Below are 26,670 nucleotides of genomic sequence, written 5' to 3' on the forward strand. Positions count from 1 at the left end.
GCCGTCATGTCCGATCTCCCCCGGCCGCGCGATCGTCGCGGCCGGGCCTGGGCCATGACAGGCTGGCTGGTCGTGGCCCTGCTGGCCGTGAGCATCGCCAGCCTCGCATGGGGCGCGTCCGAGGCGTCCGTCTTCACCGTGCTGGGCAAGCTTTGGCGCGGGGAAGAGCTGAGCGCTGTCGAACGCGTCGTCATGGTCAATATCCGCATGCCGCGGCTTTTCATGGGCATGCTCGTGGGCGCGGGTCTCGCCGTCTCCGGCGCGATCCTTCAGGGCCTTTTCCGCAACCCGCTGGCCGACCCCGGCATCGTGGGCGTCACCGCCGGTGGCTCGCTGGGTGCCATCTCCGCCATCGTTCTGGGCAGCCTCCTGCCCGCCGGTGTCCTCGCCGTCACCAGCGGCTGGCTTGTGGCGCTGGCGGCCTTCTTCGGCGCGTGGATCTCCACCCTCCTTCTCTACCGCGTGGCCACCCGCGACGGGCGCACATCCGTTGCTACCATGCTCTTGGCCGGCATCGCGCTGGCCGCGCTGGCCGCTGCCATCTCCGGCCTGCTGGTCTTTCGCGCCTCCGACGCGCAACTGCGTGATCTCACCTTCTGGAGCATGGGCTCGCTCGCCGGCGCAACGTGGAGCCGGGTTCTCGCGGCCCTTCCCATCGTAGCCCTCGCCCTCACCGCCAGCCCGCTCCTCTCCCACGGCCTTAACGGCATCGCGCTCGGCGAAGCCGCGGCCATGCATATGGGCGTAGAGGTGCAGCGCACCAAAACGCTCGCGATCCTCTGGGTCGCCGCCGCCACCGGGCTGGCCGTCGCCGTCGCGGGCGGGATCGGCTTCGTGGGCATCGTGGTGCCGCATCTTCTGCGCCTCGCCACTGGCCCCGATCATACGCCGCTCTTGCCCAACGCGGCGCTTCTGGGCGCGATCCTGCTGATCGCCGCCGATATGATCAGCCGCACCGTCGTGGCGCCTGCCGAACTGCCCATCGGCATCGTCACGGCGGTTCTGGGCGCGCCCGTCTTCCTGTGGATCCTGCTCCGCCGTCGCGGATTGGTTGGCCTTGAATGATCGAAGCCCATGACATCACCGTCCGCCTTGGCCAGCGCGACACGCTGAAGGGCATCGACCTTGTCGCGGCGCCGGGACAGGTCACCGCCATCGTCGGGCCCAACGGCTCCGGCAAGACAACCTTCCTGCGCGCCCTGACCGGAGAGCTGAAGGCCCACGGCACGATCACCCTGAACGGCCGCGCCCTGCAGTCGATCCCGGTTGGCGAACTCGCCGGCCTTCGCGCCGTGCTGCCGCAAGCCGTGCGCATGGCGTTTCCCTTCACGGTTACCGAGGTCGTCCGCCTGGGCCTCCGCGCCGGGCTTTCGGCTGGGCGCGACGGCCTTATCCTGCAGGCGCTGGAGGCGGTGGGCACGGTCGATCTGGCCGACCGACCCTACCCCGACCTCTCGGGCGGAGAGCAGCAGCGCGTCCAACTGGCCCGCGTTCTGGCGCAGGTGTGGGAGCCTGTCGCGGACGGCATCCCCCGCTGGCTGTTCCTTGATGAGCCCGTCTCCAGCCTCGATCCCGGGCACCAGTTCACGGTGATCAATACCGTCCGCACCTTCGCCGCGCGGGGCGGTGGCGTGATCGCGGTGATGCACGATCTGAACCTGACCGCGATCATGGCCGACAAGGTGGTGGTGCTGAAAGACGGCCGTGTCGCCGCCATGGGCGCGCCGTGCGAGGTGATGACGGAAGAGATCCTGTCGGACGTCTACAATTGCCCCCTCCGCCCCGGGCTGATGCCGGCGGGGACTGTGCCGTTCCTGCTGCCGCAATCCAGCCCGCTGGCGATGTAGGGACGCCAGTTACCGCCCCACGGCAGTTTCGCGCCGGCCATCGGGACAGGTCGGGCGCGAACCGGATCGCTGTGCGCTCCGGGGGGCTTTGCGTTCCTGGTGGTGAGAAAACCGCCGTAGGGTGCGTGGTCCCCACGCACCATGCCTCCTCTGCCACAGGTTCCGCGGAGCGGTGCGTGCAAAGCACGCACCCTACGGCCGTAACAGGCCTGTTCCACGACCTTCCAGAACGAAAAAACGCAGCAAGGTTCCCCCTACTGCGTTCCAATACTTCACGAAAATCCGTTGGATCAGGACGCCTGAGCCGACGATTCCTCTGCCGATGCTTCTGCCGACGCGGTAGGCTTCGCGGCTGTCTTCTGCGGAACCGGGCCGATCATCATGACCATCTGACGGCCTTCCATCTTTGGCATGTTCTCGATCTTGCCAAGTTCCTTGACGTCGTCGGCGACACGTTCCAGCAGCTCGCGGCCAAGGTTCTGGTGGGCCATCTCGCGGCCGCGGAAGCGCAGGGTGACCTTCACCTTGTCGCCGTTTTCCAGGAACTTGTACACGTTGCGCATCTTCACATCGTAATCGTGGACGTCGGTGTTCGGACGGAACTTGACCTCCTTGACCTCGATGATCTTCTGCTTCTTGCGTGCCTCGCTCTCCCGCTTCTGCTGTTCATACTTGAACTTGCCGAAGTCCATGATCTTGCATACGGGCGGTGCGGCGTTGGGCGAGATCTCGACAAGGTCGAGCCCGGCCTCCTCTGCCATCTCCATCGCGCGGGCGGGATGCACGACACCGACGTTTTCGCCATCGGCGCCGATCAGGCGGATTTCGGGTGCACGGATCTTTCCGTTTACGCGGGGGCCGTTGTCGCGCGGCGGGGGCGCATTATGTGGTCTGCGGGCTATCGCTTTGTTCCTTTGGTCGTTGCCAACAATTGAAGCAGCAAAATAACGTCAAATGGCCAATCTTTCAAGGTGAATTCGGCCCCGCAGGTCAGGGATGCGCGATGCATCCCGCGGCTTGCGGTCCCCGCACAGGGCATTCTTGCCCGTTTCGGCGGAGCGATGCTGCCATAGTCTGTTCGTCAGGTGCTGACAACATGGCCGGGCACCAGGGCCCGGACATGCTGACAAGGCGCACCGGCCCGCTTCAAGCGGGCCGGTGCGGGATGGATCTTACCACCAGCTGTCGTTGATCTCGGTCTTCTGCTCCAGCTGCTCTTCCGTCAGCGGAGTCACAAGCGCCAGATCGTTCCACATCGTGTCGGCGCTGCCGCCGACCATCTTGACGTCCGACATGTCGAGCACGACGTCCGAATCGCCGATGTCGAGCCAGCCGCCCACTTCGGCGATCAGGCCGACGATCCTGCCGTCACGCGACAGGACGATATCCTTGACCTCGCCGACGCTTTCCCATTCCTGTTCGACCTCTTCGTAATACGGGGTCTCGTTCCAGACGTTCTCGTCGAAATCGGTTTCGAGCGTATAGATCTCGGCACCGATAATGTTTTCTGCCCGGATGAAGCGGTCGATCGATTGTGCATCGACGATGCCGCTGTTGGCGCCCATGCTGTGGCCGTCGCCGTGCATTTCGGCCGCGGCCATGCCCGCGGTGCCTGCTGCGATGGCCAGGGCGAGGGTAGAGCTGATTGCGCGTTTCATAATGAAATCTCCTTTTCCTTGTCTGGGGATTCAACCAGCGCCCCCGGGCATTGTTCCGAAAAACCGGGCAACATTTGTTGGGTCGCCGCCCCGCTGCGCTCAGCGCGCGTAGGCACTGGCCAGATAGGCCGCGTGGGCGATCTCCACGCCCGCGTTCGCGGCGCGGTACAGCGGGCGGGGCGGATATTGTTCCGTGTCCGTTTCGCGCTGAAGCCATCGGTGGCCATGAAGCTGCTTCAGTGCGCCCGACAGCGCGCGGTCGGTAATCGGCCCAAGGTCGCGCTTGATTTGGCTGAAATGCCGGGGTCGCTGGCAGACCGCCAGAACCGGGACGGTCCACGTCCGTCGCAGAAGCTCGGCGCCTTCCCCCACCGAAAGGATGCGCTGGGCCATCACCGCCACCCCCGCGCCCGCGGCCGTCAGCCGGAATTCGGGCCGCAGGGGGTGACCGTGACCGGGGGTCCGCTCCACCAAGCCAAGTGCCACGAGATGCGCCATGCTCTGCGCGAAGGCGGTGCGGTTGGCGCCCGTCGCGGCCAGCAGCGGCGCCTGCCGCCCCGGGGTCCCGGCGCCAAGGCTGGCGAGGATCGGGAGCGACCATGCCCGCGACGTGATATTGACAAGTTGGTCTATGTCCATAAAGTATAGTATATATATTTGACGTCGAAAGGGAACCCGGATGCCCGTTGCCGACCTTCAGACCACGATCACCCTTGCCCTGTCAGTACGCGACCGTCACGCCAGCGCGGAATGGTACGAAAAGATGCTGGGCTTCGACCTGCTCTACCACGCCGACGACGCGGGCTGGAGCGAGTTGCAGACGAAGACAGACGTCGTGACCCTCGGCCTTGGCGAACAGGCGGAGCCCGCGCCGGGCAATTCCGTCCCCGTCTTCGGCGTGGCCGACATCGACACGGCCCGCACGGCGCTGGAGGCCGCAGGCGTCCGGTTCGACGGGCCGACCGAAACCATCGAGGGCATGGTCAGCACCGCCACCTTCTACGACCCCGACAACAACGCGCTGATGCTGGCGCAGGACCTGACGGGCTGACGCCGAAACGGGCGCCCGGATCGGCAGGTTCCAGCCCGTCCGCACCCGCAACGTCCTGTTTTCCGGTCGCACCCCTGCCCCATCGGCCAGGATCCGCAAACCGGTGCGCGTTCCTCGGCGCTCTCCTGCCGTTCGCTCCAGGCGGGAATTGTGCTTCGTGGCATCTCGCCCAAGTTTGGCCCCGCGCCGAAACGACGTATGAGATGACATGATGGACCTGCGACCGACCCGCCGCGACATGCTGACCACGGCCCTGGGGGCCGGGGCGTTCTTCCTTCTTCCCGACATCGCCCGCGCACAGGCCGCGGATACCGGGGCGCTTGGCCCGCCGGAGGTCTTCTCCTTCGAGCGGCTGCGCGAGATGGCGCTGGCGTTGTCGGGCAAGCCCCACGCGCCCGAACCCATCCCGCAGGCCGGGATCGTCGACCAGATCGACTATGACCGCCACAACCAGATCGCCTTTCGCAAGGACCGCGCGCTGTGGAACACCTCCGGCGCGTCGCCCGTGCAATTCTTCTTTCCGGGGAAGTACTTCCCCGAGCCCGTGCATTTCTACACCGTCACGGACGGCATGGCGCGCGCGGTGCGGTTCAATACCGATTACTTCGACATCCCCGAAGGCAACCCGGCCCGGCAGCTGACCGGCACCACCGGTTTTGCCGGCTTCCGCGTGCAGGACGAACCGGGCGGCGACGACTGGATGGCGTTCCTTGGTGCCTCGTACTGGCGGACCTCGGGCTATTCCGGGCAATTCGGGCTTTCGGTGCGCGGGCTGGCGCTGGATACCGCGATACCGGACGGGCCGGAGGAATTCCCCCGCTTCACGCGCTTCTGGCTGGAACAGGGCAAGGGCGGCGACCTGACGGCCTATGCGCTGCTGGAAGGCCCGCGCGCGACGGGCGCCTACAGGATCACGTCGACACAGGCCGCGCGTGGCGTGGACCAGCGGGTCGAGGCGCACGTGTTCCTGCGCGGCGATGTGGATCGACTGGGCCTTGCGCCGCTGACCTCCATGTACTGGTTCGGCAAGCCCAACGCACATCTCTCCCCCGACTGGCGGCCGGAAGTGCACGACAGCGACGGGCTGGAGATCCACACCGGCGCGGGCGAACGCATCTGGCGGCCGCTGAACAACCCGCCGCGGACGATGGCCAACAGCTTTCAGGCGCCGGGCGTGAAGGGCTTTGGCCTGATGCAGCGCGAACGGGATTTCGACGAATACCAGGACGATGGCGTGTTCTACGAAAAGCGCGCCTCGGCCTGGGTGGAGCCGTTCGACGACTGGGGCGACGGGGCGGTCACGCTGGTGGAACTGTCGACGGATGACGAGATCCACGACAACATCGTCGCGATGTGGACGCCCGCGGGCCCCGCGGAACATGGCCGCGAATACAGCTTCGGCTACCGGCTGACATGGTTCGACGATTGCCCCGTCCCCGCCAATGCCGCGCGCTTCATCGCCACGCGGATCGGCGCCGGCGGTATCCCCGGCCAGCCCCGGCCGGAGGGCGTGGTCAAGATCGTCTGCGATTTCGACGGGATGGGATTCGAAGACCGTGGCCGCGACCCGGCGATCCGGCCGATCGTTTCAGCCTCGCGCGGGGACATCGGCAACCTTGCCGCCTACCCCGTGGTGGGCGAGGATTACTGGCGGGCGATGTTCGACCTGGACGTCTCGATGCTCGCGGCCGACGATGACGCCCCCATCGACCTGCGCATGTACGTGGAGGTCGATGGCGAGGCGCGGACGGAGACATGGCTGATGCAGCTCTTCCCGTCGCAATTGCGCAGCCTGCTCGACAAGCGCGCCTGAGCTGCCGGGGACATACCGCGACGCAGGGTCCGGAGGTGCTGTCGGTGAAAGACCGCGGGCCATCGGAGTTCCCGAGGGTGACGGGATGCGGTGCGTGGGGACCACGCACCCTACCGGGCGGTGCGGCGGTGATCGGCGTGGCGGGAACCTTGGCGTTGGATGGCGGTATGGCGGTGATCGGCGTGGCGGGAACCTTGGCGATGGATGGTGCGTGGGGACCACGCACCCTACCGGACGGTGCGGCGGTGATCGACGTGGTGGGAACCTTGGCGGTGGATGGTGCGTGGGGACCACGCACCCTACCGGACGGTGCGGCGGTGATCGGCGGGGTGCGAACCTTGGCGGTGGATGGTGGAGGTGGTGCCACGGCGCGGAAGGTCCGGGAGAGAGCTTCCAACAGGCAAGCGGCTTGAACTTTCCACAAACTGCTGAAATCTTGTGCGCACGCGTCTGGATGGAACGATTTGCATATTCTGAAATCACTTGGCCCCGCGGTTGCCCGCGTTTCGGGCATGGAAGCCATCCGTGCGGGACTGGGCGCGGTGATCGGCCTTGGCCTGACGGGGCTGTTCCTGCTGTCGCCCCTGGTCGACGCGGAGCTTGGTCTTTACCTCGTTGCACCGTTCGGCGCGTCTTCGGTCCTGTTGTTCGCCGTTCCGAACAGCCCGCTGGCGCAACCCTGGTCGGCCATCGTCGGGAACACGGTCGCGGCCATCGTGGGCGTCGCCGTCTGCCTGATCGTGCCTGATCCCGTCTTGCGGATCGCATTGGCCGTGGGCCTTGCGATCACGGCAACCATCCTGTGCCGTGCCGTCCATCCCCCCGCAGGCGCCGTCGCGATGACGGCGGCCATGTCCCCCGACGCGATCGCGCATCTGGGGTTCTGGTTTGCACTGGCGCCGATCGCGGTGGGCACCACGGCGCTTGTGGTGCTGGCCACGATCTACGCGCACCTGACCGGTCGCCACTATCCATTCCGGCAGTTCGACGATCCGAACAGGCACGGGACAGAAGATCGCAACCCGACCGAACGGCTCGGGCTGTCCGAGGAAGAGCTGACCGTTATCCTTGAACGTTACAGCCAGTCCTTCAACCTCGGGGTCGAGGATCTGGCCCGGCTGATCGGCGCCGCGGAGCTGCAGGCGGCGGCACAATCCTCCGGACCGCTGACGGCCCGGGACATCATGTCCGGCAATCTTGTGACGGCAGGCCCCGACACGGCGCTCGGAGAGATAGCCGACCTGTTCCGGCGGCACCGCTTCGCCTCCCTTCCCGTGGTGGAGGCCGACACGACGTTCCTTGGCGTGATCTTCCAGATCCACCTCATCAACCAGGCCCGTTCCGATGCCTTGCGCCTTGATCGCGGCTTCGCCGCCGCCTTGCGGCGGTTGCTGGATCGAGAGCGGGAAAAACCTGTGAAGGCCGGGGACATCATGAGTGTCGCGGGCCCCAGGGCGACCACCAACACGCCCATCGGCGCCCTGCTGCCCATGATGGCCGATGGCGATACGGATGCGGTTCCCGTCGTCGAATACGGCAAGCTTGTCGGCATCGTCACCCGCACGGACCTGATTGCCGCCCTGGCGCGCAGCGCGGCCCGGGCCAGCCGTTGATCGGTCGCGGGTCGGGATTGAACGGTCGGGAAACCGGGACATGACAGCAGGGGCACACAGCCCGAGCCCAGCTCCACGGCGTTGATCCGTCAGCACGTCACGTGCCGACGGTCCCTGCGCGCGGGCCCGGTTTTTCGTTCCGGATCAGAAAGATGACCTGACGGTCAAAGCGATCTGACGTTCCCAAAGGGGGTAGTGGCGGACCGAGGAGGATTCGAACCCCCGACCCCTTGATTCGTAGTCAAGTACTCTATCCAGCTGAGCTATCGGTCCACTGAGGCCGCGATGTAGCTGTCGGTTCCGGGCATTGCAACCGGAAAATTCCAGAAACCTTTCCGCCTCTCGTCGCGTCACAGCGCGCCGTCGCCCTTGGGCAGGCGGATCACGAAGGTGGTGCCCTGGACGCCTGTCGATTGCAGCGTCAGCGTGCCGCCGTGGCCGCGGACCAGTTCGGCGGCGATGGCAAGGCCCAGGCCCGATCCGCCCTTGCGCGCGCCGCCCTGGAACGGCGTGAAGAGATGCGTCTGCGCCTTCTGCGGCAGGCCCGGGCCGCCGTCGGCGATGACGATCTGCCAGGCGCTGTCGTCCTCACGGGCGGTGATGCTGATCTCTCCGGTCTTGCCGCTGGCCTCGATCGCCTGTCGGGCGTTGCGGACAAGGTTCAGAAGCACGCGGAACAGCTGTTCGGGATCGGCGCGCAGCATCAGCGTTGCGGGCACGTCCTGACGGATGGTGATGCAGCCCGTCTCGACCGCGCGGACCTCGCTGTCGAAGACATCGGTCACGACATCGGCCAGCCGGACCATCGACAGACGCGGCGAAGGTTCCTCGGCCCGGCCGAAGGCCAGCGTGCTTTCGCAGAGCGACACCGCGCGCGAGACCGAGTTCACGATCTTGGGCGCCATGCGGCGGACGAGCGGGTCCTCGCTCGATTCGATGCGGTCGGTGAACAGCTGCGTGCTGGTCAGGATGTTGCGCAGGTCGTGGCTGATCTTGGCCACCGCCTGCCCCAGCTGGGCCAGCCGTTCCTTCTGGCGCAACGCCTGGGTGAGTTCGGTCTGGAGCGTGGACAGCGCGTCCTCGGCCTCGCGCAGTTCGCGGACGCGGGACCGGGGCGTGATGATGCCCCGCACGTCTTCGGGAGAGGCCGCGTAACGCTGCATGTAATCGACCAGCGACCGGATCGGGCGGACGAGTAGGATCTGCACCGCCGTGAACAGGAGGATCGCCGTGAAGATCGAGATCACGGCCGAGAGGCCCAGGATGCGCAGGCCGTAATCCAGCATGCCCGCGCGCAGGGGCGCGGTTTCCATCGTGATCTCGATCAGCAGCCCCGCCTCGCGCACCGGCGCGCCGATCACGCGGATGATGCGGTTGCCGGGCGTGAAGAACCGCACCAGCGCATCGCGCATCAACGTGAAGGGCCCGGCATCGCGCAGGTCATAGGTGCCCGCGATGGGTTCGGGGATGGGCGAGGACAGGACAAGCTGGCGCATCTCGTCCCGGCGCAGGACGACGTTGAAGACCTCGGCATTGGCCAGGAGTTCCGCTTCCAGTTCGGTCGACAGCATGTCGTCGGCCAGAAGCGCGAGCGAGGCGATCTGCGCGCGTTCCAGACGCGCCAGCAGGTAATCTTCCCGAAAGCGCGAGATCGAGGGGACGAATATCATGATCTCGGCCAGCACGACAAAGACGGTCGTCAGAACCAGAAATCGGCCGGACAGGGTGTTCAGCATGCAGCCCTCGGGTCTGTCAGGGCAGCCATCTCTGGACCAGCCCGACAACGGTCTTCACGGTGCGGCTTTCGAAGAGCCGCGGCGAGAAATACGCCCCCGCCACGCGTTTTCCGATCTCCCCCGCCGTCGGATAGGGGGAAACAGTGGCGGATATCTGGCTCATTTTCAACTTGTTCGCCAGTGCCAGCGCCCAGAAATTGGCATGTTCGCCGGCTTCCGCGCACACAATCGTGGCCCCCACGGGCCGGCCCTTGTGGACCATGGCCTTGATGAAGCCCGTGGTGCGGCGCTGCGCGATGGCGCGGTCGTTGTGGGACAGATCGAACCGGGCGATGTCCACCTTGTCGCCGTAGCGGTCCCTTGCCTCGGCTTCCGTCAGGCCGATCTGGGCCAGTTCGGGGTCGGTGTAGGTGGCGCGGGGGATGTGATCGGTGCGGACCTTCGCGGGCAGGCCGAACACGATGCTGCGGATCACCACGCCCGCGTGATAGCCCGCCAGATGGGTGAACGCCCCCTGCCCCGCGACGTCGCCGATGGCATAGACCCGGCGGTTGGTGGTGCGCAGGCGGTCATCGACCTTGATCGCGTCGTTCTCGGTCTCGATCCCCGCGGCGTCGAGGTTCAGCCGCTCCACCGCTGCGCGACGGCCCGTTGCGACAAGAATGTGACTGCCGGTCAGGGTTTCGCCGTTGTCGCCGATTTCCATTTCAATCCGGCCTTCGGTGCCGGTGATCTTCTTCACGCCCGTGTTGTCCCGGATCGTCACGCCATCGGCTTTGACGGCCTGCAGGACAAGGGCCGCGGCCTCCGGGTCTTCGCGGTTCAGCGCGGGGCCGGCATCGACCACCGTCACCTTCGCGCCCAGCCGCGCGTGGGCCTGCGCCATTTCCATGCCGATGGGCCCGCCGCCCAGGATCAGCAGGTGATCCGGCAGGGTGCGCAGCCCCCACAGCGTGTCGCTGGTGAGGTACGGCACGTCCTTCAGGCCTTCGATGGGCGGCACGACGGGGGTGGAGCCCGTGGCCACCACGATCCGGCGGGCGGTGATGGTGTCGCCGCCGACCTCGACCTGCGACTTCGAGACGAAGCGACCCCAGTCGCGGATCACCCTGACGCCCAGCCCTTCGAACCGCTCCTGGCTGTCGACGGGCGCGATGGTGGCGATCACGTCGGCCACATGGGCCTGCACGGCGGCGTAATCGACGACCGGTTCACTGGCCGTGACGCCGAAGGGGGCACTGGTACGTTGGGCCTGCGCGGCGGCGGCGGCGGCGATCAGCGACTTCGACGGCACGCAGCCGGCGTTCAGGCAATCGCCGCCCATCTCTCCGGCTTCCAGCAGGATCACGTCGGCGCCCATCTGGCTGGCGCCCGAGGCGACCGACAGCCCGCCGGATCCGGCACCGATGACAAGGATATCGCACGAGAGGCTGGCCATGGCTCAGATCTCCTTCTTGCCGCGGATCCCGCGGATGAGGATGGGCAGGGCCGACAGGGCCGCGAGCCCGAGGATGGGGCCAAGGATCTGGGGCGACCACAGGATCGACAGGTCCGGCGCCTGTCCCCTGTCGAAGACGCCGCCCAGGCCCACGCCGATCGAGGTGAAGACGGCACAGCCCGGCAGGATGCCAAGCGCCGTCGTCCAGACGAAGTTTCGGAACCGCACGCCCACCAGCGCGGGCAGCAGGTTCGCCACGAAGAACGGAACCACCGGCAGCAGGCGCAGGAGCAACAGCACGCTGATCTCGTTGTCGACCAGGGCGGTGCGGATGGTCTTGATCCGGCCTTCCGAGGTCTCGATTTTCTTTGTCAGCGCCTCCCCGATCCCCCAGCGGACGGCAAGGAACAAAAGCGAGGCGCCGATGGTGGCCGATACGGCATTGGCGGCGGTGCCCACGACCAGCCCGAACAGGAACCCGCCGGTGACCGATGTCACCGCCGCACCCGGCAGGGACAGGGCGACGATGGCCACGTAGACGGCGATGAAGCCCGCCAGCAGCACGGCATAATGCGCATCGCGGAAGGCCAGCAGCGCCTCGCGGTTGTCGCGCAGGGTCTCGAACGTCAGCAGATCGCGGAACATGTAGCCGGCGACCACCGCCACGATGGCCAGAGCCACAAGCGGCAGCACCCGCAGATACCGGGGTGTGCCTTGGGTCGTGTCGCGCATGGATTCGGTTTCCGTCTGCTGCAGGGAAACGTTAACGATAGAGTGCGCCTGCAGCACGGCAAGGGGCCAGCCCCCTTGCACGGGGTTGATGCCGCCTGACCCCACGTGACCCGGCCCGACCCTGAACACCCCGATTTCCCGCAACTCGGGTTTGACTTGGCCCGGAATTGTCCGTAAAGGGCTGGCTTCAATCTTGTCTCAACCGACAGAGTCGCGCGTGATCCGTTTCAGGCGCCCTGATGGTGACGGGACAAAAAGAAAGACACCTCACCCGGATCCACCGGGATCGCGATTTCGGAGACCCGACATGAAACGTACTTTCCAGCCTTCGAACCTGGTGCGCAAACGGCGCCACGGCTTCCGCTCGCGCATGGCCACCAAGGCCGGCCGCAAGATCCTGAACGCCCGTCGCGCGCGCGGCCGCAAGGTTCTGAGCGCCTGATAGCTGGCCTGTCCGGCCAATCCGGGCATGTGCGCGGCCGCTTCTGGGCTGGCCCCATCTGGTGATCGCGCCATGCATGACCCGGACATGATGCCAGATACTGCGCAAGATACTGCGCTGAATGCCGCGCAAGAAAACACGTCCCTCTCGGTGCTGCGGCGCCGGGCGGATTTCGTGCGCGCATCGCGTGCGAAACGCCACGCCACGCCGTCGATGATCGTGCAGGCCCGCCAGCGCCCGCCGGCCGAGGCCGACGCCCCGGGCATCCGCGTTGGCTTTACCTGTTCCAAGAAGGTCGGCAATGCCGTCAGGCGCAACCGTGCCAAGCGGCGCCTGCGCGAGGCCGCGCGCCATGTATTGCCGGAACTTGGCCGGGACGGGTGGGATTACGTCCTGATCGGCCGCCGCGACGCGACCGCCGACCGGCCGTGGCCCGAACTGCTGGACGATCTGCGGCAGGCGCTGGCCCGGCTGCACCGCTAAGCCCCTTCCCGAACGGCGCGCCGTCGCCTATCTGTGCCCCATGTCGCCCTTCGCCAAAGTGATCGCGCTGCCCGTCCGCGCCTATCGCCTGATCCTGTCGCCCTGGGTCGGGCATCACTGCCGGTTTCAGCCCACCTGTTCGGAATACGCGTTGAACGCGCTGGAACAGCACGGCGCCCTGCGGGGCACGTGGCTGGCGGCGCGGCGCATCGGACGCTGCCACCCGTGGGGACAATCGGGCTACGATCCCGTGCCCGGCCCCAAATCTGATTGACCCCTAGCCGGCCGACAGGCGCATGACAGCCTCGGGGATGCGGTCCAGCGCCATCTGCTCTTCCACGCCCCCCCTCTTGAACGCCTCTTTCGGCATGCCGTAGACGACAGAGGACTCTTCGTCCTGCCCCACGGTGCGCGCGCCGCTTTCGCGCATCTCCAGCAGGCCGCGGGCACCATCGTCGCCCATGCCGGTCATGATCACGCCCACGGCGTTCTTTCCCGCCACCCGCGCGACCGACCGGAACAGCACATCGACCGACGGCCTGTGACGCGACACCAGCGGGCCTTCGATCACGTCGACACCATAGGACGCGCCGGACCGTGTCAGCACGCAATGCTTGTTGCCGGGCGCGATCAGCACCTGCCCCCGCAGCATCCTGTCGCCGCTTTTCGCTTCCTTCACCGTGACGGCGCAGAGCGAGTCGAGCCGTTGCGCGAAGGCAGAGGTGAACGCCTCCGGCATGTGCTGGACGATGACGATGGGCGGGCAGTTCTGGGGCAGGCGTTCCAGGACCAAGCGCAGGGCTTCGGTGCCCCCGGTCGACGCACCTATGGCCACCACCTTTTCCGTGGTGCGTGCCATCGCGCGGGGACCGGGCGCGGCCAGCACCGCGTCCGCGGTCAGCTTCTTTTCGATCAGCGCGCGGGGCCGGACCGAAAGGCGCGCCTGCGCCGCGGCCTTCACCGCATCGCGGATCACGGTGCAGGCGTCTTCGAAGAAATCCTTCACCCCCAGTTCGGGCTTGCAGACGATATCGACCGCACCGGCCTCGAGCGCGAGGCTGAGGGTTTCGGAATTGGGCGACACCAGCGATGAACACATCACCACCGGCACCGGCCGCTGTGCCATCAGCCGGCGCAGGAAGGTGATCCCGTCCATGCGCGGCATCTCGACATCCAGCGTGATGACATCTGGCACCTGCTTGCGGATCTTTTCCGCCGCGACGTACGGATCGGCGGCGACGGCGATCACCTGCAGATCGGGATCGGCATCCAGGATCTTCTGCATCGCCTGGCGCACGACCGCGCTGTCGTCGACGACAAGCACCTTGTATGGCTTTCTTGGCCGCAGCATCGATCAGATCTTTCTGTAAATGGACGGTGAAACCGTCTTCAGGTCGGACCGGTTCTTCACCGGTTCGGCATGGCCCGTCAGCAGGATGCCCCCGGGCCGGATCAGCGATGCGACATTGGTCAGCACACGGTCCTGGGTTTCGCGGTCGAAATAGATCAGGACGTTGCGCAGGAAGACGATGTCCATCGTTTCCGATCGAAGCGGCGCGGTATCGAGAAGGTTGGCCTGCAGGAAGCGCGCGATGGAGCGCAGTTCGGGTTCGACGCGGTAATAGGGCCGCCCGCTCTTGTCCCGCAATTTCTTCGATCTGAGCAGGAAGCGCATGCGCCGTTCGGCGCTGAGACCGCTGATTTCCTCCTCCGTGTAGGTCGCCGCGGCGGCCTTGCGCAGGATGGCCTTGGACAGATCGCTGCCCAGCAGCCGGACCCGGCCCGGGACCGTCATGTATTCCTCGCTTTCCGCCAGCATCATGGCGGCCGACCAGAGTTCCGCCCCCGTGGAACAGGCCGCGCTCCACACGACAAGCGGATGGCGGCTGCCGATCCCGTCCTTCTTCAGAAGGCCAAGCCCCTCGCGCGCGAGCCAATCGTATTGATGGCTTTCGCGGAAGAAATCCGTCGTGTGCGTGGCCAGCGCTTCGGTCAGAAGGCGCGTTTCGACGCCCGTCGTGTCATTGTCCAGCCGGTCAAGGTAGGCGTCGAAGTCCTTCAATCCCAGCGACCGCAGCCGCTGCGACAGACGCAGCCGGATGAAATCGGTCTTGGTGACATCGATCTGCACGCCGGAGGTCTTGCGCGTCCGTTCGGCAATGCGCCGGCAATGCGCGGGCGTGATCTGGTATTCGACGTAATCAGGGTTCACGAGGTTCATCCACGACATCTTCCCGCGCCGTGTTCCCAGGGCACATTGCAAAAGCTGACGGCCCGAAGCAGGCGTCAGTTGGCGTATTCAAAGGGCCTCGCGGCCTGCCGGACACCGTGACACAGGATGTGATCGATCCGCAGGAGGATCGCGATGCTGTCCTCTGTCCGGATCATGCCGCGCGCCTCGTCGCACTGCCAGCCCGACAGGGTTTCCGGCACCGGTTCGATCGCGTCCTCGGGAACTTCGTCGACACGCAGAACCTCGTCCGCGATCACGCCGAGCGAGGTCGTCCGGTCGTCGATCGAGAACTCGAAGACGACGATCCGGTCGTCCTCGGCCCCGTCGGCGCGTGCGCCAAGCTTGCCGGCCAGATCGACGATGGCGATGGCCTGCCCACGCAGATCGATCATGCCCATGACGTCGTGCGGCGCGTTGGGCAATTGCGACAATTCCCCCGACGCGAGGATCTCGCGAACGAAGCGCACGTCGACGGCAAAGACCTGGGCGCCGATACGGAATGTCAGGAACGTAACCGTGTCGACGTCTGCCGCCTCGTCCTGTTCGAGCATCTGGTCGAAGGAGAGCAGGTCACCGGGCTCGGACGCCCGTCTCGATTGTGTCGCCATCAGGATGCCTCGCGAAAACGTTCAAATTCGGTATCGTCGATCTCTTCGGGGTCGAGTTCGAGCAGGAACCCCTCCTCCTCTGCCTGGCGGCGCTGAGGGGCGACATCCTGGTCCGGGCCCTTGGGGTCCGGAGCGGCGTCGGCCCGCGGGCCACTGCCTGTCGCCTTGGCGGCAACGGCTGGCGGAGTAGGCCTGGCGGCATCCGGCGTGGGACCCGGCGGCGTTGTCGCCACGGGCTGTTCTGCCGTCCGGGTCGCCGGTGATGCAGTTGATGCCGGGACCTTCCGTGTGTCGACCCCCGTCACCGGCGGTTTTGGGCGTTCGGCGCGCGCGGCCTGGGCCGGTTTTTCAGCGGGCGCGGTTCCGCGCGGCCTGGACGGTGCCGTTTCGGCCGTGCGCGATATGGGGTCCGGGCGGGCGCCGCCATCGGGAACGCCATCGACCCGGAACACGCCGATGAGCCTGCCCAGCTCCGTCGATTGTCCCGTTAGCCTGCGCGACAGCCTTTCCGTGGCGGTTGCCGCGTCGGTGTTCTGCTGAATGGCCGCGTCCAGATCGCGTATGGCCTGGTTGATCTGCGCCGCGCCGATGTTCTGTTCCCGCGTCGCGGCCGATATTTCCTGAACAAGATCCGAGGTGCGCCGGATGCTTGGCAGGAGCGCATCCAGTTTCTCCCCCGCCTGCACGCTTGTTTCCAGCGTGTGCGCCGACAGGTCGCCGATCTCGGCCGCGGCCTGGCGGCTGCGTTCCGCCAGTTTGCGCACTTCGGAGGCGACGACGGCGAAGCCGCGGCCATGGTTGCCCGCGCGGGCCGCCTCGACCGCCGCGTTGAGCGCGAGAAGATCGGTTTGCCGGGCAATTTCCTGGATGATCGTGTTCTTTTCCGCGATGACGCGCATCGCATCCACCGCCTGGGACATGGCCTTTCCGCTTTCCGTCGCCTCGAGCGCAGCCTGCGAGGCAATCCGTTCGGTCTGCGCGGCGTTGTCGGCGGATTGGCGGATGTTCGACGTCATCTCCTCCATCGCGGCACTGGCCTGGGTCGCGGCCGCGCTCTGGCGGGTCGATCCTGCGCTGACGGTTTCCGACGATACTTTCAGCACCCCGCAGTCATCCGCGATCTCAAGTGCGCTTGCGCGCACGGATCCAATGGCACGCCCCGTATCCAGGCGCATCCGTTCCAGGGCGAGCCCCAGCAGGTCGGACCCGGATCTGGGCCGCACCGGCGTTCGCAAGTCGCCATCCGCCATCCTGTCGGCGGATTCGGAGATGGATATCATGCCGTGGCACATGTCTTCCAACAGGGTCATGAGCTGCGCGAATTCCTTGTCGGTCCGCGACCGGTCCACCGCGCTCAGCGTCGCGAGCGCCGCCGCCCCGTCGCCCTGCGCGGCCTTCAGGGCCACATCGGAGGCCGCGCTGATGCCGCGCGTGAACGAGCGCATGATCGTCACGCCCACGATACACGCGATCACGATGATGACCGCGGAGACGCCGAACAGCACTGTCTTGGCCTTTTGTGCGCCGGCGGCGGCCTGTTCGAGGTAAACGGCCTGATCACCGGAGCCGGCGCCCGCCTGCGCGGCCCTTTCGAACTGGACCATGACGGCGGAAATTTCCATCTCTCCCAGGCCGCATACGGCCGCCAGGGCAAGCGCCACCATCCCGATGAAGCCGAAAAGTTTCGTGCGAAATGTCAGGTGCATGGCTTACGCCCCCCGTGTCGCGGCAACGTCATCCACGCTGTCCGGGGCAAACAGCGCATCGGTGTTCAGCAGCACGACAAGTTCGTCCTTGAGCCGGATCGCACCGTTAAGGCAGGCCTGCGGCCAGATCGCCCCGAGTTCCGGGATCGGTTCGAGCGACGAAAGATCGGTCTCGTGCACTTCCTCGACACTGTCGGCGGTGAAGGCCAGGCGCCCGGTTTCCCCGTCGATCACGTTTTCGAACACGATCATCCGCGACGAGGCATGTTCCGTCCCCGAGACCATGCCCAGCCTGTGACGAATATCGAAGACCGGCACCACGACGCCGCGTACGTTGATCAGGCCCGGAGAGCAGGCGGGCGCGTTGGGCACCACGGTCGGGGACTGCAGATCCAGGATCTCGTGCACGCCCTTGACCGATACCGCGAAGGCTTCGCCCTCCAGCCGGAAGATCAGCAGGTTGTCATGGTTGTCTTGTGCCGCGCGGGGGGCATCGCCGGCCGATTGATCTGTCGCTGTCATGGATCATGCTGCCTTGCTGAGGGTCGGGCCGCCGCGCTTCAGCGCGAGGCGGACCAGCGTCGCGACATCGAGGATCAGCGCAACGCGCCCGTCCCCGAGAATCGTGGCACCGCCGAGGCCCGGAATGTCCCGGTGGTAGGGGCTGAGCGACTTGATCACCGTCTGCCCCTGCCCGATGATGTCATCGACGACGAGCCCGATTTCATTGCCGTTGATGCGGACAATGACGACGCGCCGTGTCTCCTGCCCGGAATGGGGCTGTCCGAATATTTCGTCCAGCGCGAGGTAGGGCACCATCTGGTCGCGGATCTGCAGCACCATGCGGCCGCTGCGGCTTTCCATGTCGGCGGCCGACATTTCCACGCATTCCTCGACCGTGGAGAGCGGTATGACATAGATGGACTCGCCTAGGCGCACCCGGAGACCTTCGATGATCGCCATCGTCACCGGCAGGCGCAGCGTGATGCGGCTGCCAAGACCGGGGCGCGAGACCACATCGACGCTGCCGCCCAGCGCGTCGATCATAGAGCGGACGGCATCCATGCCGACACCGCGACCCGATACCGAGGACAATTGCGCCGCCGTGGAAAACCCGGGCTGGAAGATCAGGTTGTAATATTCGCTCTCGGACAGGTCTGTCGCCTCGTCCAGAAGGCCCTTTTCGATGGCCTTGGCCCGGATCGCGTCGCGGTCCAGCCCGCGGCCGTTGTCTTCGACGGAAATCAACACCTCGCTGCCTTCCTGCCGGGCCGACATACGGACGGTGCCGCGCGGGTTCTTGCCCGCGGCCGAGCGCTGTTCGCCGGTTTCCAGCCCGTGGTCGATGGCATTGCGGACAAGGTGGGCCAGCGGATCGCCGATCCTGTCGATCACGGTCTTGTCGACCTCGGTATCGCCCCCTTCCGCCACGAGCTGGACATCCTTGCCCAGTTCCTTGGAGAGATCGCGCACGACCCGGCGGAATTTCGAGAACACGGTTTCGATCGGCAGCAGGCGGATCGACAGGGTCGCATCGCGCAGCCCCGTCACAAGGCGCTGCACCTCTTCGACGACGCTGGCCAGGTTGGTGTCGCCGATGCTGTCCGACACCGCGTCCAGCCGGGCCTGTGCGATCACGAGTTCGCCAAGCGAATCCATCATCGCATCCATGCGTGAGGAGGCGACGCGAATGCTTTCCGAGGCGCGACCGGCTGCCGGCGACTGGGACGGCGCGGCAGGTTTTGCCCCCGCGGCCGGAGAGCCGGCATCCGCCAGATCCGATCCGCCGGTTTCCGCGGCCGGCTCCAGGACCTCTTCCGATATGGTCAACGCGGCCTCGTCCGCGAAGATGAACACGTCGTCGATCGCGGACCGGCCGCAATCCGACATCACGTCGACATGCCACCCCAGGCAGGCGTCGCCCGGTTCAAGCGCAGACAGCGCGGGGGTTTGCGACAGGTCGAAGCCGATATCGGTCTCGCCAAGATCCTCAAGCTCGCGCACCAGCAGTTCGGGGCGCATGCCGTTGCGCAGCGCGTCCTTGTGCGGGCGGAACGTGATTTCGAACCGGGTCATCGGTGCGGGGCCGGCCGCGGGGCCACCCGCGCCTTCTGCCGCGCCCGGCGCCAACGCATTGCCGGAACCGCCGGTGATCTCCTCGATCCGGGCCATGAGCTTGGCGGACCGGTCCGAGGCAAGAAGCGCGGCCGAGTCCGGCCCGTCGCTGCCGATATCGAGGAATTCGACCATCAGGTCCCGCGCCTCGAGCGACAGTTCGATCAGGTCGGGCCCGACGGCCAGCGTTCCCGAACGCACCAGTTCGAACGCGTTTTCGAAGCAGTGGGTGAACTTGGCCAGGTCGGTATAGCCGAACATGCCGCCCGATCCCTTGACCGTGTGCAGGATGCGGAAGACCTCGTCGATCTGACCGGGAGTGGACCCGCCTTCCAGTTCGAGGATCTGGTCTTCGAGGCCGGTCAGCAGGTCGCGCGCTTCCTGTACGAAGGCGGCTACGGCTTGTTCCATCATGGGCTTATCCCATCAGCTTTCGGGTTACCGCGATCAGGCGATCGGCGTCGAACGGCTTGTCCATCCACCCCGTCGCGCCCGCGGCCTTGCCCTTCTGTTTCATGTCCGGGGCCGATTCCGTTGTCAGCATGACGATCGGTATCCCCATGCCGGCCGGGTCCGACCGGGCATTGGCGATGAAATCCAGCCCGTTCATGACCGGCATGTTCAGATCCGTGATCACCATGTCCGGCCGCCGCGCCCTGAGCGCATCGAGACCCGCAGCCCCGTTTTCGGCGCCAATGACAGCGAAGCCCTGGGGTTCCAGCGTGAAGGCGACCATGTCGCGCACCGCCTTGCTGTCGTCGATTGTCAGTACCGTTTTCGGCATCGCGTTATCCTGCCACTTCCACTTGTTGATCCTGCCGTTTCACCTTCTGGCCCTTCGCCGCACCCTTGCCACTGCCCGCCCCGTCGCCCCAGGCGCGGACCCGGGCGGTCAGCGCGGCCGCCGTATCGCCCAGGGTCAGCGCCAGCCCGCGATTGCGGGCTTCGATCAGGGCCGCGAACAGGAGTTGCAGGGAATCCTGCGTCGGACGACCGGGCGCGATGTCCAGCGCCACCGTCTCCTCGCACGCGTCGATCCAGGTCAGAAGCTCGCGCCTGTGTTCGGCCACCGTCCGCGCATCCAGATCGTGCGGGACAACGAACATCTCGTCTTTCATGGGCGATCCACCTGTGCTGCCATCCTTTCGGCACACTACAACCCGCTCCCTAATCAATGGTTGACCGGCGAATTCGCGTCCCCGTCAAAGTTGAGCGGTATTTTACGCACCCGTTCACGCGGCCTTTACGCCTGTTCCGGCATGCTGACGCAGGCATCACGGATCACTGCAGGACCATGACAGCGCACAAATTTTCAGGCAGCGCAGCGCGTGCCGTTACCTCGCCGGGCACGACGCTTCCAACAGCGACACCGCCCGTTCAACGCAACATCGCCGAACTCGCGGCCGATGGGGTGTCGGTCTTCGACCGGCTGAGCGGAAGCCTGGGGCGCGTGCGGGAACTGCACATGCACACCGCATCGGATCTTGCCGCCTTCGTCGACCTGTCCTTGCAGGGCGAGTCGACGGGAACGGAGCCATTGATGGAGCTTCACACCCGGCTGCAAGGCATGCAGGCGGCTGTCGAAGGCCGCGACCGGTCCACAACCCCCGCCCAGGAGCGGGAGCTGATGCTGCGGGCCGAAAAGCCGCTCAGGCTGCTGTCCAATCACGGCCGGCTTCTGGCCGCGGTCTGCACGATGACGCGCACGATATCAGCCTCTTTCGCGATCGGCGAACTCGATGCCTACGTGTCCAGCCTGGACCGCATCGCGCAGACGATCACCGGCGCATCGGCCGAGGTGTCGGAAAACATCGCGAACTGGAAGCTTCGCGATCTCGCGGCGCAGGAAAGCTGCCGCGCCGCCGGTGCGATCCTGGCGCCGCTGTGCCTGTCGCTGGAACGCAAGGCGGAAAACCTCGCCCTGCACGCCGTCCATGAACGCGAAGCGGCGCGGCAAGCCCAGAAACGCGCCCAGACGCTCACGCGTCACGCGCAGGAGCAGATGAAGGACCTGATCACGGGAATCCAGTTCTCGGACCGTCTGACGCAACGGCTGGATCACCTGGCGCAGATGCCCACCGGGGCCGATCCGCATATTGCCGTCCTGGCGGGGGAACATGCGCGCAGCATCGCAGACGATACGATCCAGATCTCGCGTCGCATCGCCGCCACCATGCGCGACCTGTCGGAGATCGGCCGCAAGGGGGCCAACTTCTTTACCCGCGGCGTGGTCACCGAACAGATCGAACGTGGCCTGAACGAACGCGCCCGCACGGTCGAGCAGGTGGATTCCGACATCCTCGACGTCCAGGGCATGCTGATCAGCGCGGGCAAGGAAGCCCAGGCCGCGCGCGAACAGATCGACGAGGCCGCGCGCAAGTTCCAGTCGCTCGAGGACGGCTCCAAGGAGCTGGCCACCGCGGCCATCAACGCCTCCCTCATCGCGGTTCGCGCCGGCGGAACGCGCGGCCCGTTGACGACGCTGTCCACCGAAGTGCGCCAGATCGCCGCCCAGTGCCTTGACGCCGAAGCCATCAGCCGGTCTGCCCTGCACACCCTGATCGGCAGCAACCTGCAGGCGCAGGAAGACATCGTCGCGGCCGGTGTCGCGCTGGAATTCTCGGTCGATCAGTATCGCGAAAAGCTGAGCACGAGCCAGACGAACCTGGCCAATCTCGATGCGTTCCGGAAGCAGGCCGGCCAGCGGGCCGAGTTGCTGGTCGACCTGATGACGACCGTCACCGACGACATGGCCGCGCTGCGCAGCGCGGCCGAGGCGATGAAATCCCTGGGCGATTCGCTCGCGCAGACGAAGGCTGCAGGCGCGCCCGACCAGGCGCTTCTGGCACAGGCCTGGGCGCGCTATTCGATGGAGGAAGAGCGCGCCGTTCACCGCAAGCTGTTCGGAAGCGACGGCCTGGAAACGGCGCAGGCGCCTGCCCCCGTGGTGGCGCCCGCCAGCGACGATATCGATGACATTCTTTTCTAAAACTTGATCGTCCGGGGGGCCGACTCGCGGCGTTATTCGCCTTGGCGTTAAGTCAAACGCAATGAAGCAAGGATAGCGTGTCACGCGTCGCAACCGATTTTCTAGGCGGAGCAAGATGCAGCTATTCACCACCCCTTCGAAAAAGGGCACGCCGCCCGTACGCCTGTTTCAATCGACGCTGGAAAACGCCATCGATGCCGTCGTGATCATCGACGACCAGAACCGCGTCACCTTCTTCAACAAGGCCGCGGAGGCGCTGTGGGGCTATCGCCCCGACGAGGTGCTGAACCAGAACGTCAAGATGCTGGTGCCCGAACGGTTTCGCGCGGGCCATGACGACCTAGTCGAACGCAACCGGACAACGGGCCAGGATCGCATCGTCGGCTCCAGCCGTGACCTGAAGCTGAACCGCAAGGACGGGTCCGAAGTGTCGGTCTCGCTCGCGCTGTCCAAGATGCGCATCGGCAACAGCTGGGGCTACGCCGCCTTCGTGCGCAACATCTCTGCCGAATACGACTCGCTGAACCGACTGCTGGACCAGGTGGCGCTCAGCGCGGATTCGGTGTCCATCTCCAGCGAGCAGATGGAAGAGGCCGCGACCAAGGTCAACGACGGCGCCACGCGCCAGGCCGCCGCCGCGCAGGAAGCCAGCGCATCGATGGAACAGATCACCGCCAATATCCGGCAATGCGCCGACAATGCCGCGCAGACCGAGAAGATCGCCAACAACTCCCTGACGCAGGCGGAATCCGCGGCCAGCACCGTGCAGGATGCGGTGAAGGCCATGGGAGAGATCGCGGCCAAGATCGGCATCGTCCAGGAGATCGCACGTCAGACCGACCTGCTGGCGCTGAACGCCGCCGTGGAAGCCGCCCGCGCCGGCCACAACGGCAAGGGCTTTGCCATCGTCGCGGCCGAAGTCCGGCGGCTTGCGGAACGCAGCAAGGTTGCCGCGGAAGAGATCGTGGCCCTGTCGCGCCTGACGGCGGATACGTCGAGCAAGGCGGGCAAGGAACTGTCGGAACTGGTGCCGGAAATCCAGCGGACATCGGATCTGGTCAGCGAAATTTCGGCGGCAACGCAGGAGCAGCGCATCGGGTCAGAGCAGATCAACTCAGCCATCAGCGAGCTCGACCAGATCATCCAGAGCAACGCCGCCGCCGCCCACCAGGCCGCCGCGACCACGAAGAACCTGATCGAGGGCAGCGAGAAGCTGAAGGCGATCCTGGGCAGCTTCCGGGACGCCGAAGGCAATATCAACCGCTCGGCCGGGGACGAGGCTGCAAACGCCGCGTGATCCGCGCCGCGCGGAGCACGGGGAACCGTCGTTCCTGAGCGATACCGCGCCCGGACCCTGCAAGGGTCCGAGCGCTGCCGGACCGGACCCCGTGCCTGTCGACCGACCGGGATGTCAGCTGCGCAGGTCGCGCGGATCCCGGCCGACCGGGAGCATGAGCACGATCACTCGGCGGCGTGGCTTTCTTCGGTCATCCCCGCAAGAACGCCGGCCGCAATGGTGATCGACCGGATGCGCGCTGCCGGATCGTGCATGGCGGACGTGATCATCAATTCGTCGGGCTGGAAGGTCTCAACCAGCGACGCGATCTGACGTTCGATGTCCGCCGCCGCGCCGCAGGCCGAACAGGACAGAGCCGCCTCGGCCTGTGCCAGGATCGGGGCGGGAACGTGGGCTTCGACGTCCTCGACCGGCATCGGCAGCTTGCCGGGCCGGCCCATGCGCAGCCGCGCGAAGGCCAGCAATTGCGAGCTGCGCAGGTAGCGCGCCTCTTCGGCCGTATCCGCCGCGAAGACGCCCGCCGCCATCATGGCATAGGGCCGCGCCAGCCAGGCCGACGGGCGGAACTGCGCGCGGTAGACCTCCAACGCCTCGCCCAGCATCTGCGGCGCGAAGTGGGACGCGAAGGCATAGGGCAGCCCCATATGGGCCGCGAACTGTGCCCCGAAGAGGCTGGAGCCCAGGATCCACACCGGCACGTGGCTGCCTTCCCCCGGCACGGCGCGCACCTTCGCGTTCGGTTCGGCATCGCCGAGATAGCCCAGAAGTTCGGCCACATCGTCAGGGAAGCGGTCCGCGCTCTGGAAATAGCGCCGAAGCGCTTGGGCCGTGGCCTGATCGGTGCCGGGCGCGCGGCCCAGGCCAAGATCGATCCGGCCCGGGTACATCGCGTCGAGCGTGCCGAACTGTTCGGCGATGACCAGCGGCGGGTGGTTGGGCAGCATCACGCCCCCTGCCCCGACCCTGATCCGGTCCGTCGCCCCCGCGACCCGGCCGATGACGACAGCCGTCGCAGCGCTCGCGATGCCCGACATGTTGTGATGTTCTGCCAGCCAGTAGCGATGATACCCCAGCCTATCGGCCGCGCGGGCCAGTTCGACGGTGTTGTCGAGCGCATCCGACACGGTGCCGCCTTCGGGCACCGGGGCCAGATCGAGAATTGAATAATTGTGCATTGGACGCCTCCGACTCCGAACGTAATGCTCCGCGCGGGTCGCGCCAAGGGCCGGGCCGGCACATGGGCTGTGCGGGAACCCGACGGAACCGGCACATATCCGCAGATACCCAGCGGCCTGTGACCATAAGCACCGGAGCCGTTTCTTGCCGGATGCCCTGCCCCTTGCTAAGCCAAGCCAACCGTCAATTTTCCGATCGTGAGCTTTTACACATGTCTGCACCATTGTCCCAGGTCACCCCCAACACGTGGGAGTTCCTTTCGACTCCGATGATCAAGCCGACAGGGTTTCGCGAATACGACGCCCGCTGGCGCTTCCCCGAAGAGATCAACCTGCCCGGCATGACGGCGCTTGGCCTTGGCCTTGGCACCCAGATGCACGCCCGCGGGATCGAACCCCGGATCGTCGTCGGCAACGATTACCGCGAATATTCCGTCGCGGTGAAGAACGCGCTGATGATCGGCCTGATGCAGGCCGGGATCGAGGTGACGGATATCGGCCCGGCGCTGTCGCCCATGGCCTATTTCGCGCAATTCCACCTGGACAGCCCGGCGGTGGCGATGGTCACCGCCTCGCACAACCCGAACGGCTGGACCGGCGTGAAGATGGGCTTTGAACGCCCGCTGACCCACGGCCCCGACGAGATGGGCGAACTGCGCGACATCGTTCTGGAAGGCCGCGGCGAACCGCGTCCGGGCGGATCGTACAAGATCGACCGGACGGTGAAGGAGGCCTACCTTCAGGACCTCGTCGGCGACTTCAAGATGAGCCGCAAGCTGAAGGTCGTCTGCGCCACGGGCAACGGCACCGCGGGCGCCATCGCGCCGGAGCTGTTCGAACGGATGGGCGTCGAGGTGGTCAACAGCCATAACGAGCTGGATTACACCTTCCCCCATTACAACCCGAACCCCGAAGCCATGGAGATGCTCCATGACATGGCCGATACGGTGAAGGCCTCGGGCGCGGATTTCGCGCTTGGCTTCGACGGTGACGGCGACCGCTGTGGCGTGGTGGATGACGAGGGCGAGGAGATCTTCGCCGACAAGATGGGCGTGATCATGGCCCGCGGCTTTGCCCCCGACCACCCGGGCGCGACCTTCGTGGCGGATGTGAAATCGACCGGCCTGTTCGCATCGGATCCCGAGCTTCAGAAATACGACATCAAGGCGGATTACTGGAAGACCGGCCACAGCCACATGAAGCGGCGCGTGAAGGAACTGGGCGCGCTGGCAGGGTTCGAGAAATCGGGCCACTACTTCCTGGCTGAACCGATTGGCCGCGGCTACGATTGCGGCATGCGCGTCGCGGTCGAGATCTGCAAGCTGATGGACCGCAATCCCGACAAGTCGATGTCGGACCTGCGCAAGGCCCTGCCCCGGGTCTATTCGACGCCCACCATGTCGCCCTATTGCGCGGATGATGAAAAGTACGACGTGCTGGCGCGGATCGTCGAAAAGCTGGAAGCGTGGCATGCCGAGGGCAAGGACTTCGCCGGCCGTCCGATCAAGGACCTGGTGACGGTCAACGGCGCGCGGGTGATCCTGGACAATGGCGGCTGGGCGCTGGTGCGCGCGTCGTCGAACACGCCGAACCTTGTCGTCGTCTGCGAAAGTGCCGACAGCGACGCGGAGCTGCGCGCGCTCTTTGCCGAGATCGACGGCGTGATCCGGACCGAACCGTCGGTCGGCGATTACGACCAGACGATCTGAACGCCGTGCGGGTATCGCGGTGGCG

27 protein-coding genes and 1 tRNA gene are annotated in these 26,670 nt (G+C 66.2%); 12 read left to right on the forward strand and 16 right to left on the reverse strand.

Annotated elements, in window-relative coordinates; all coding sequences use genetic code 11:
* Window positions 1–6: 6 nt before the first annotated feature.
* On the forward strand, window positions 7–1,065 hold the full coding sequence (locus D4754_RS11730; protein ID WP_121063733.1) for a FecCD family ABC transporter permease: 1,059 nt from the start codon (window positions 7–9) through the stop codon (window positions 1,063–1,065).
* On the forward strand, window positions 1,062–1,847 hold the full coding sequence (locus D4754_RS11735; protein ID WP_121063735.1) for a heme ABC transporter ATP-binding protein: 786 nt from the start codon (window positions 1,062–1,064) through the stop codon (window positions 1,845–1,847). The genes D4754_RS11730 and D4754_RS11735 overlap by 4 nt, the downstream gene beginning before the upstream one ends.
* 290 nt (window positions 1,848–2,137) lie before the next feature.
* Here the strand turns inward: D4754_RS11735 and infC are convergent, their stop codons facing one another.
* On the reverse strand, window positions 2,138–2,686 hold the full coding sequence (infC, locus tag D4754_RS11740; protein ID WP_338031149.1) for a translation initiation factor IF-3: 549 nt from the start codon (window positions 2,684–2,686) through the stop codon (window positions 2,138–2,140).
* On the opposite strand from infC, the gene D4754_RS24380 reads away from it, so the two are divergent.
* Window positions 2,627–2,782 carry a hypothetical protein gene (locus tag D4754_RS24380; protein WP_240453855.1) on the forward strand — a complete coding sequence of 52 codons (156 nt, stop codon included), beginning with the start codon at window positions 2,627–2,629 and terminating at the stop codon, window positions 2,780–2,782. The two genes, infC and D4754_RS24380, sit on opposite strands and share 60 nt — an antisense overlap.
* A 237-nt stretch (window positions 2,783–3,019) precedes the next feature.
* On the opposite strand, the gene D4754_RS11745 is transcribed toward D4754_RS24380, so the two are convergent.
* The gene (locus D4754_RS11745) at window positions 3,020–3,505 is read right to left on the reverse strand and encodes a PRC-barrel domain-containing protein (protein WP_121063737.1); all 486 of its coding nucleotides are present in this window, start codon (window positions 3,503–3,505) and stop codon (window positions 3,020–3,022) included.
* A 99-nt stretch (window positions 3,506–3,604) separates the two neighbouring features.
* Window positions 3,605–4,144 (reverse strand): winged helix-turn-helix transcriptional regulator, encoded by a 540-nt coding sequence (locus D4754_RS11750; protein ID WP_121063739.1) that lies wholly within the window; start codon window positions 4,142–4,144, stop codon window positions 3,605–3,607.
* A gap of 40 nt (window positions 4,145–4,184) precedes the next feature.
* Here D4754_RS11750 and D4754_RS11755 point away from each other — a divergent pair, with 40 nt between their 5' ends.
* The 3 genes from D4754_RS11755 (at window position 4,185) to D4754_RS11765 (ending at window position 7,982) form a co-directional block, all read left to right on the forward strand.
* Complete coding sequence (locus D4754_RS11755; RefSeq protein WP_121063741.1) at window positions 4,185–4,556, forward strand: VOC family protein; 372 nt, start codon at window positions 4,185–4,187, stop codon at window positions 4,554–4,556.
* A 208-nt stretch (window positions 4,557–4,764) separates the two neighbouring features.
* A complete protein-coding gene (locus D4754_RS11760) occupies window positions 4,765–6,369 on the forward strand; it encodes an OpgD/OpgG family glucan biosynthesis protein (protein ID WP_205589620.1) in 1,605 nt (534 codons plus the stop codon).
* 464 nt (window positions 6,370–6,833) lie between these two features.
* Window positions 6,834–7,982, forward strand: coding sequence for an HPP family protein (locus tag D4754_RS11765; RefSeq protein WP_240453856.1), 1,149 nt, complete (start codon window positions 6,834–6,836; stop codon window positions 7,980–7,982).
* Window positions 7,983–8,178: 196 nt separating this feature from the next.
* Here the strand turns inward: D4754_RS11765 and D4754_RS11770 are convergent.
* The 4 genes from D4754_RS11770 to D4754_RS11785 all read right to left on the reverse strand — a co-directional run bounded on the left by D4754_RS11770 (window position 8,179) and on the right by D4754_RS11785 (window position 11,888).
* Window positions 8,179–8,255 (reverse strand) — tRNA-Arg (locus D4754_RS11770).
* Between the two features lie 77 nt (window positions 8,256–8,332).
* Complete coding sequence (locus tag D4754_RS11775) at window positions 8,333–9,718, reverse strand: sensor histidine kinase (RefSeq protein WP_121063743.1); 1,386 nt, start codon at window positions 9,716–9,718, stop codon at window positions 8,333–8,335.
* A gap of 16 nt (window positions 9,719–9,734) precedes the next feature.
* A complete protein-coding gene (locus D4754_RS11780) occupies window positions 9,735–11,156 on the reverse strand; it encodes a dihydrolipoyl dehydrogenase family protein (RefSeq protein ID WP_121063745.1) in 1,422 nt (473 codons plus the stop codon).
* Between the two features lie 3 nt (window positions 11,157–11,159).
* Window positions 11,160–11,888, reverse strand: a complete 729-nt coding sequence (locus D4754_RS11785; protein WP_121064087.1) for a TVP38/TMEM64 family protein — start codon at window positions 11,886–11,888, stop codon at window positions 11,160–11,162.
* A 307-nt stretch (window positions 11,889–12,195) separates the two neighbouring features.
* Here D4754_RS11785 and rpmH point away from each other — a divergent pair, with 307 nt between their 5' ends.
* The 3 genes from rpmH to yidD all read left to right on the forward strand — a co-directional run bounded on the left by rpmH (window position 12,196) and on the right by yidD (window position 13,087).
* Complete coding sequence (gene rpmH / locus D4754_RS11790) at window positions 12,196–12,330, forward strand: 50S ribosomal protein L34 (RefSeq protein ID WP_121063747.1); 135 nt, start codon at window positions 12,196–12,198, stop codon at window positions 12,328–12,330.
* A gap of 87 nt (window positions 12,331–12,417) precedes the next feature.
* Window positions 12,418–12,813: a ribonuclease P protein component gene (rnpA, locus tag D4754_RS11795; protein ID WP_121063749.1), complete on the forward strand. Its 396-nt coding sequence runs from the start codon at window positions 12,418–12,420 to the stop codon at window positions 12,811–12,813.
* Window positions 12,814–12,853: 40 nt separating this feature from the next.
* On the forward strand, window positions 12,854–13,087 hold the full coding sequence (gene yidD, locus D4754_RS11800; RefSeq protein ID WP_121063751.1) for a membrane protein insertion efficiency factor YidD: 234 nt from the start codon (window positions 12,854–12,856) through the stop codon (window positions 13,085–13,087).
* A gap of 3 nt (window positions 13,088–13,090) precedes the next feature.
* Here the strand turns inward: yidD and D4754_RS11805 are convergent, their stop codons facing one another.
* The 8 genes from D4754_RS11805 to D4754_RS11840 form a co-directional block, all read right to left on the reverse strand.
* A complete protein-coding gene (locus tag D4754_RS11805) occupies window positions 13,091–14,164 on the reverse strand; it encodes a protein-glutamate methylesterase/protein-glutamine glutaminase (RefSeq protein ID WP_121063753.1) in 1,074 nt (357 codons plus the stop codon).
* A 3-nt stretch (window positions 14,165–14,167) separates the two neighbouring features.
* Entirely contained in the window at window positions 14,168–15,034 is an 867-nt protein-coding gene (locus tag D4754_RS11810) for a CheR family methyltransferase (RefSeq protein ID WP_163025891.1), read from the reverse strand.
* 65 nt (window positions 15,035–15,099) lie between these two features.
* The gene (locus tag D4754_RS11815) at window positions 15,100–15,654 is read right to left on the reverse strand and encodes a chemotaxis protein CheW (RefSeq protein ID WP_121063757.1); all 555 of its coding nucleotides are present in this window, start codon (window positions 15,652–15,654) and stop codon (window positions 15,100–15,102) included.
* Window positions 15,654–17,360 (reverse strand): methyl-accepting chemotaxis protein, encoded by a 1,707-nt coding sequence (locus tag D4754_RS11820; protein WP_121063759.1) that lies wholly within the window; start codon window positions 17,358–17,360, stop codon window positions 15,654–15,656. The genes D4754_RS11815 and D4754_RS11820 overlap by 1 nt, the downstream gene beginning before the upstream one ends.
* Window positions 17,361–17,363: 3 nt before the next feature.
* Complete coding sequence (locus D4754_RS11825) at window positions 17,364–17,882, reverse strand: chemotaxis protein CheW (protein WP_121063761.1); 519 nt, start codon at window positions 17,880–17,882, stop codon at window positions 17,364–17,366.
* A gap of 3 nt (window positions 17,883–17,885) precedes the next feature.
* Window positions 17,886–19,889 (reverse strand): chemotaxis protein CheA, encoded by a 2,004-nt coding sequence (locus tag D4754_RS11830; RefSeq protein WP_121063763.1) that lies wholly within the window; start codon window positions 19,887–19,889, stop codon window positions 17,886–17,888.
* 4 nt (window positions 19,890–19,893) lie between these two features.
* The gene (locus tag D4754_RS11835) at window positions 19,894–20,259 is read right to left on the reverse strand and encodes a response regulator (protein WP_121063765.1); all 366 of its coding nucleotides are present in this window, start codon (window positions 20,257–20,259) and stop codon (window positions 19,894–19,896) included.
* 4 nt (window positions 20,260–20,263) lie between these two features.
* Window positions 20,264–20,593, reverse strand: coding sequence for a hypothetical protein (locus tag D4754_RS11840; protein ID WP_121063767.1), 330 nt, complete (start codon window positions 20,591–20,593; stop codon window positions 20,264–20,266).
* Between the two features lie 176 nt (window positions 20,594–20,769).
* Between D4754_RS11840 and D4754_RS11845 the strand changes: the two genes are divergently transcribed.
* Window positions 20,770–22,464, forward strand: coding sequence for a hypothetical protein (locus tag D4754_RS11845; RefSeq protein ID WP_121063769.1), 1,695 nt, complete (start codon window positions 20,770–20,772; stop codon window positions 22,462–22,464).
* Window positions 22,465–22,579: 115 nt separating this feature from the next.
* Window positions 22,580–23,761: a methyl-accepting chemotaxis protein gene (locus D4754_RS11850; protein ID WP_121063771.1), complete on the forward strand. Its 1,182-nt coding sequence runs from the start codon at window positions 22,580–22,582 to the stop codon at window positions 23,759–23,761.
* Window positions 23,762–23,925: 164 nt separating this feature from the next.
* Here D4754_RS11850 and D4754_RS11855 read toward each other — a convergent pair whose 3' ends face one another.
* A complete protein-coding gene (locus D4754_RS11855; RefSeq protein ID WP_121063773.1) occupies window positions 23,926–24,936 on the reverse strand; it encodes an LLM class flavin-dependent oxidoreductase in 1,011 nt (336 codons plus the stop codon).
* Window positions 24,937–25,148: 212 nt separating this feature from the next.
* Here D4754_RS11855 and D4754_RS11860 point away from each other — a divergent pair, with 212 nt between their 5' ends.
* Window positions 25,149–26,645: a phosphomannomutase/phosphoglucomutase gene (locus D4754_RS11860; RefSeq protein ID WP_121063775.1), complete on the forward strand. Its 1,497-nt coding sequence runs from the start codon at window positions 25,149–25,151 to the stop codon at window positions 26,643–26,645.
* The last annotated feature ends 25 nt before the right edge of the window (window positions 26,646–26,670 follow it).

The sequence above is a fragment of the Chachezhania antarctica genome (assembly GCF_003646465.1).
GTDB lineage: Bacteria > Pseudomonadota > Alphaproteobacteria > Rhodobacterales > Rhodobacteraceae > Chachezhania > Chachezhania antarctica.

What these genes read in the sequence shown, in the direction of transcription:
- D4754_RS11730 (WP_121063733.1), top strand. Translation starts at nt 7, where the DNA reads ATGTCCGATCTCCCCCGGCCGCGCGATCGTCGCGGCCGGGCCTGGGCC.
- D4754_RS11735 (WP_121063735.1), top strand. Translation starts at nt 1,062, where the DNA reads ATGATCGAAGCCCATGACATCACCGTCCGCCTTGGCCAGCGCGACACG.
- D4754_RS24380 (WP_240453855.1), top strand. Translation starts at nt 2,627, where the DNA reads ATGCACGACACCGACGTTTTCGCCATCGGCGCCGATCAGGCGGATTTC.
- D4754_RS11745 (WP_121063737.1), bottom strand. Translation starts at nt 3,505, where the DNA reads ATGAAACGCGCAATCAGCTCTACCCTCGCCCTGGCCATCGCAGCAGGC.
- D4754_RS11750 (WP_121063739.1), bottom strand. Translation starts at nt 4,144, where the DNA reads ATGGACATAGACCAACTTGTCAATATCACGTCGCGGGCATGGTCGCTC.
- D4754_RS11755 (WP_121063741.1), top strand. Translation starts at nt 4,185, where the DNA reads ATGCCCGTTGCCGACCTTCAGACCACGATCACCCTTGCCCTGTCAGTA.
- D4754_RS11760 (WP_205589620.1), top strand. Translation starts at nt 4,765, where the DNA reads ATGATGGACCTGCGACCGACCCGCCGCGACATGCTGACCACGGCCCTG.
- D4754_RS11775 (WP_121063743.1), bottom strand. Translation starts at nt 9,718, where the DNA reads ATGCTGAACACCCTGTCCGGCCGATTTCTGGTTCTGACGACCGTCTTT.
- D4754_RS11780 (WP_121063745.1), bottom strand. Translation starts at nt 11,156, where the DNA reads ATGGCCAGCCTCTCGTGCGATATCCTTGTCATCGGTGCCGGATCCGGC.
- D4754_RS11785 (WP_121064087.1), bottom strand. Translation starts at nt 11,888, where the DNA reads ATGCGCGACACGACCCAAGGCACACCCCGGTATCTGCGGGTGCTGCCG.
- rpmH (WP_121063747.1), top strand. Translation starts at nt 12,196, where the DNA reads ATGAAACGTACTTTCCAGCCTTCGAACCTGGTGCGCAAACGGCGCCAC.
- rnpA (WP_121063749.1), top strand. Translation starts at nt 12,418, where the DNA reads ATGATGCCAGATACTGCGCAAGATACTGCGCTGAATGCCGCGCAAGAA.
- yidD (WP_121063751.1), top strand. Translation starts at nt 12,854, where the DNA reads ATGTCGCCCTTCGCCAAAGTGATCGCGCTGCCCGTCCGCGCCTATCGC.
- D4754_RS11805 (WP_121063753.1), bottom strand. Translation starts at nt 14,164, where the DNA reads ATGCTGCGGCCAAGAAAGCCATACAAGGTGCTTGTCGTCGACGACAGC.
- D4754_RS11810 (WP_163025891.1), bottom strand. Translation starts at nt 15,034, where the DNA reads ATGAACCTCGTGAACCCTGATTACGTCGAATACCAGATCACGCCCGCG.
- D4754_RS11815 (WP_121063757.1), bottom strand. Translation starts at nt 15,654, where the DNA reads ATGGCGACACAATCGAGACGGGCGTCCGAGCCCGGTGACCTGCTCTCC.
- D4754_RS11820 (WP_121063759.1), bottom strand. Translation starts at nt 17,360, where the DNA reads ATGCACCTGACATTTCGCACGAAACTTTTCGGCTTCATCGGGATGGTG.
- D4754_RS11825 (WP_121063761.1), bottom strand. Translation starts at nt 17,882, where the DNA reads ATGACAGCGACAGATCAATCGGCCGGCGATGCCCCCCGCGCGGCACAA.
- D4754_RS11830 (WP_121063763.1), bottom strand. Translation starts at nt 19,889, where the DNA reads ATGATGGAACAAGCCGTAGCCGCCTTCGTACAGGAAGCGCGCGACCTG.
- D4754_RS11835 (WP_121063765.1), bottom strand. Translation starts at nt 20,259, where the DNA reads ATGCCGAAAACGGTACTGACAATCGACGACAGCAAGGCGGTGCGCGAC.
- D4754_RS11840 (WP_121063767.1), bottom strand. Translation starts at nt 20,593, where the DNA reads ATGAAAGACGAGATGTTCGTTGTCCCGCACGATCTGGATGCGCGGACG.
- D4754_RS11845 (WP_121063769.1), top strand. Translation starts at nt 20,770, where the DNA reads ATGACAGCGCACAAATTTTCAGGCAGCGCAGCGCGTGCCGTTACCTCG.
- D4754_RS11850 (WP_121063771.1), top strand. Translation starts at nt 22,580, where the DNA reads ATGCAGCTATTCACCACCCCTTCGAAAAAGGGCACGCCGCCCGTACGC.
- D4754_RS11855 (WP_121063773.1), bottom strand. Translation starts at nt 24,936, where the DNA reads ATGCACAATTATTCAATTCTCGATCTGGCCCCGGTGCCCGAAGGCGGC.
- D4754_RS11860 (WP_121063775.1), top strand. Translation starts at nt 25,149, where the DNA reads ATGTCTGCACCATTGTCCCAGGTCACCCCCAACACGTGGGAGTTCCTT.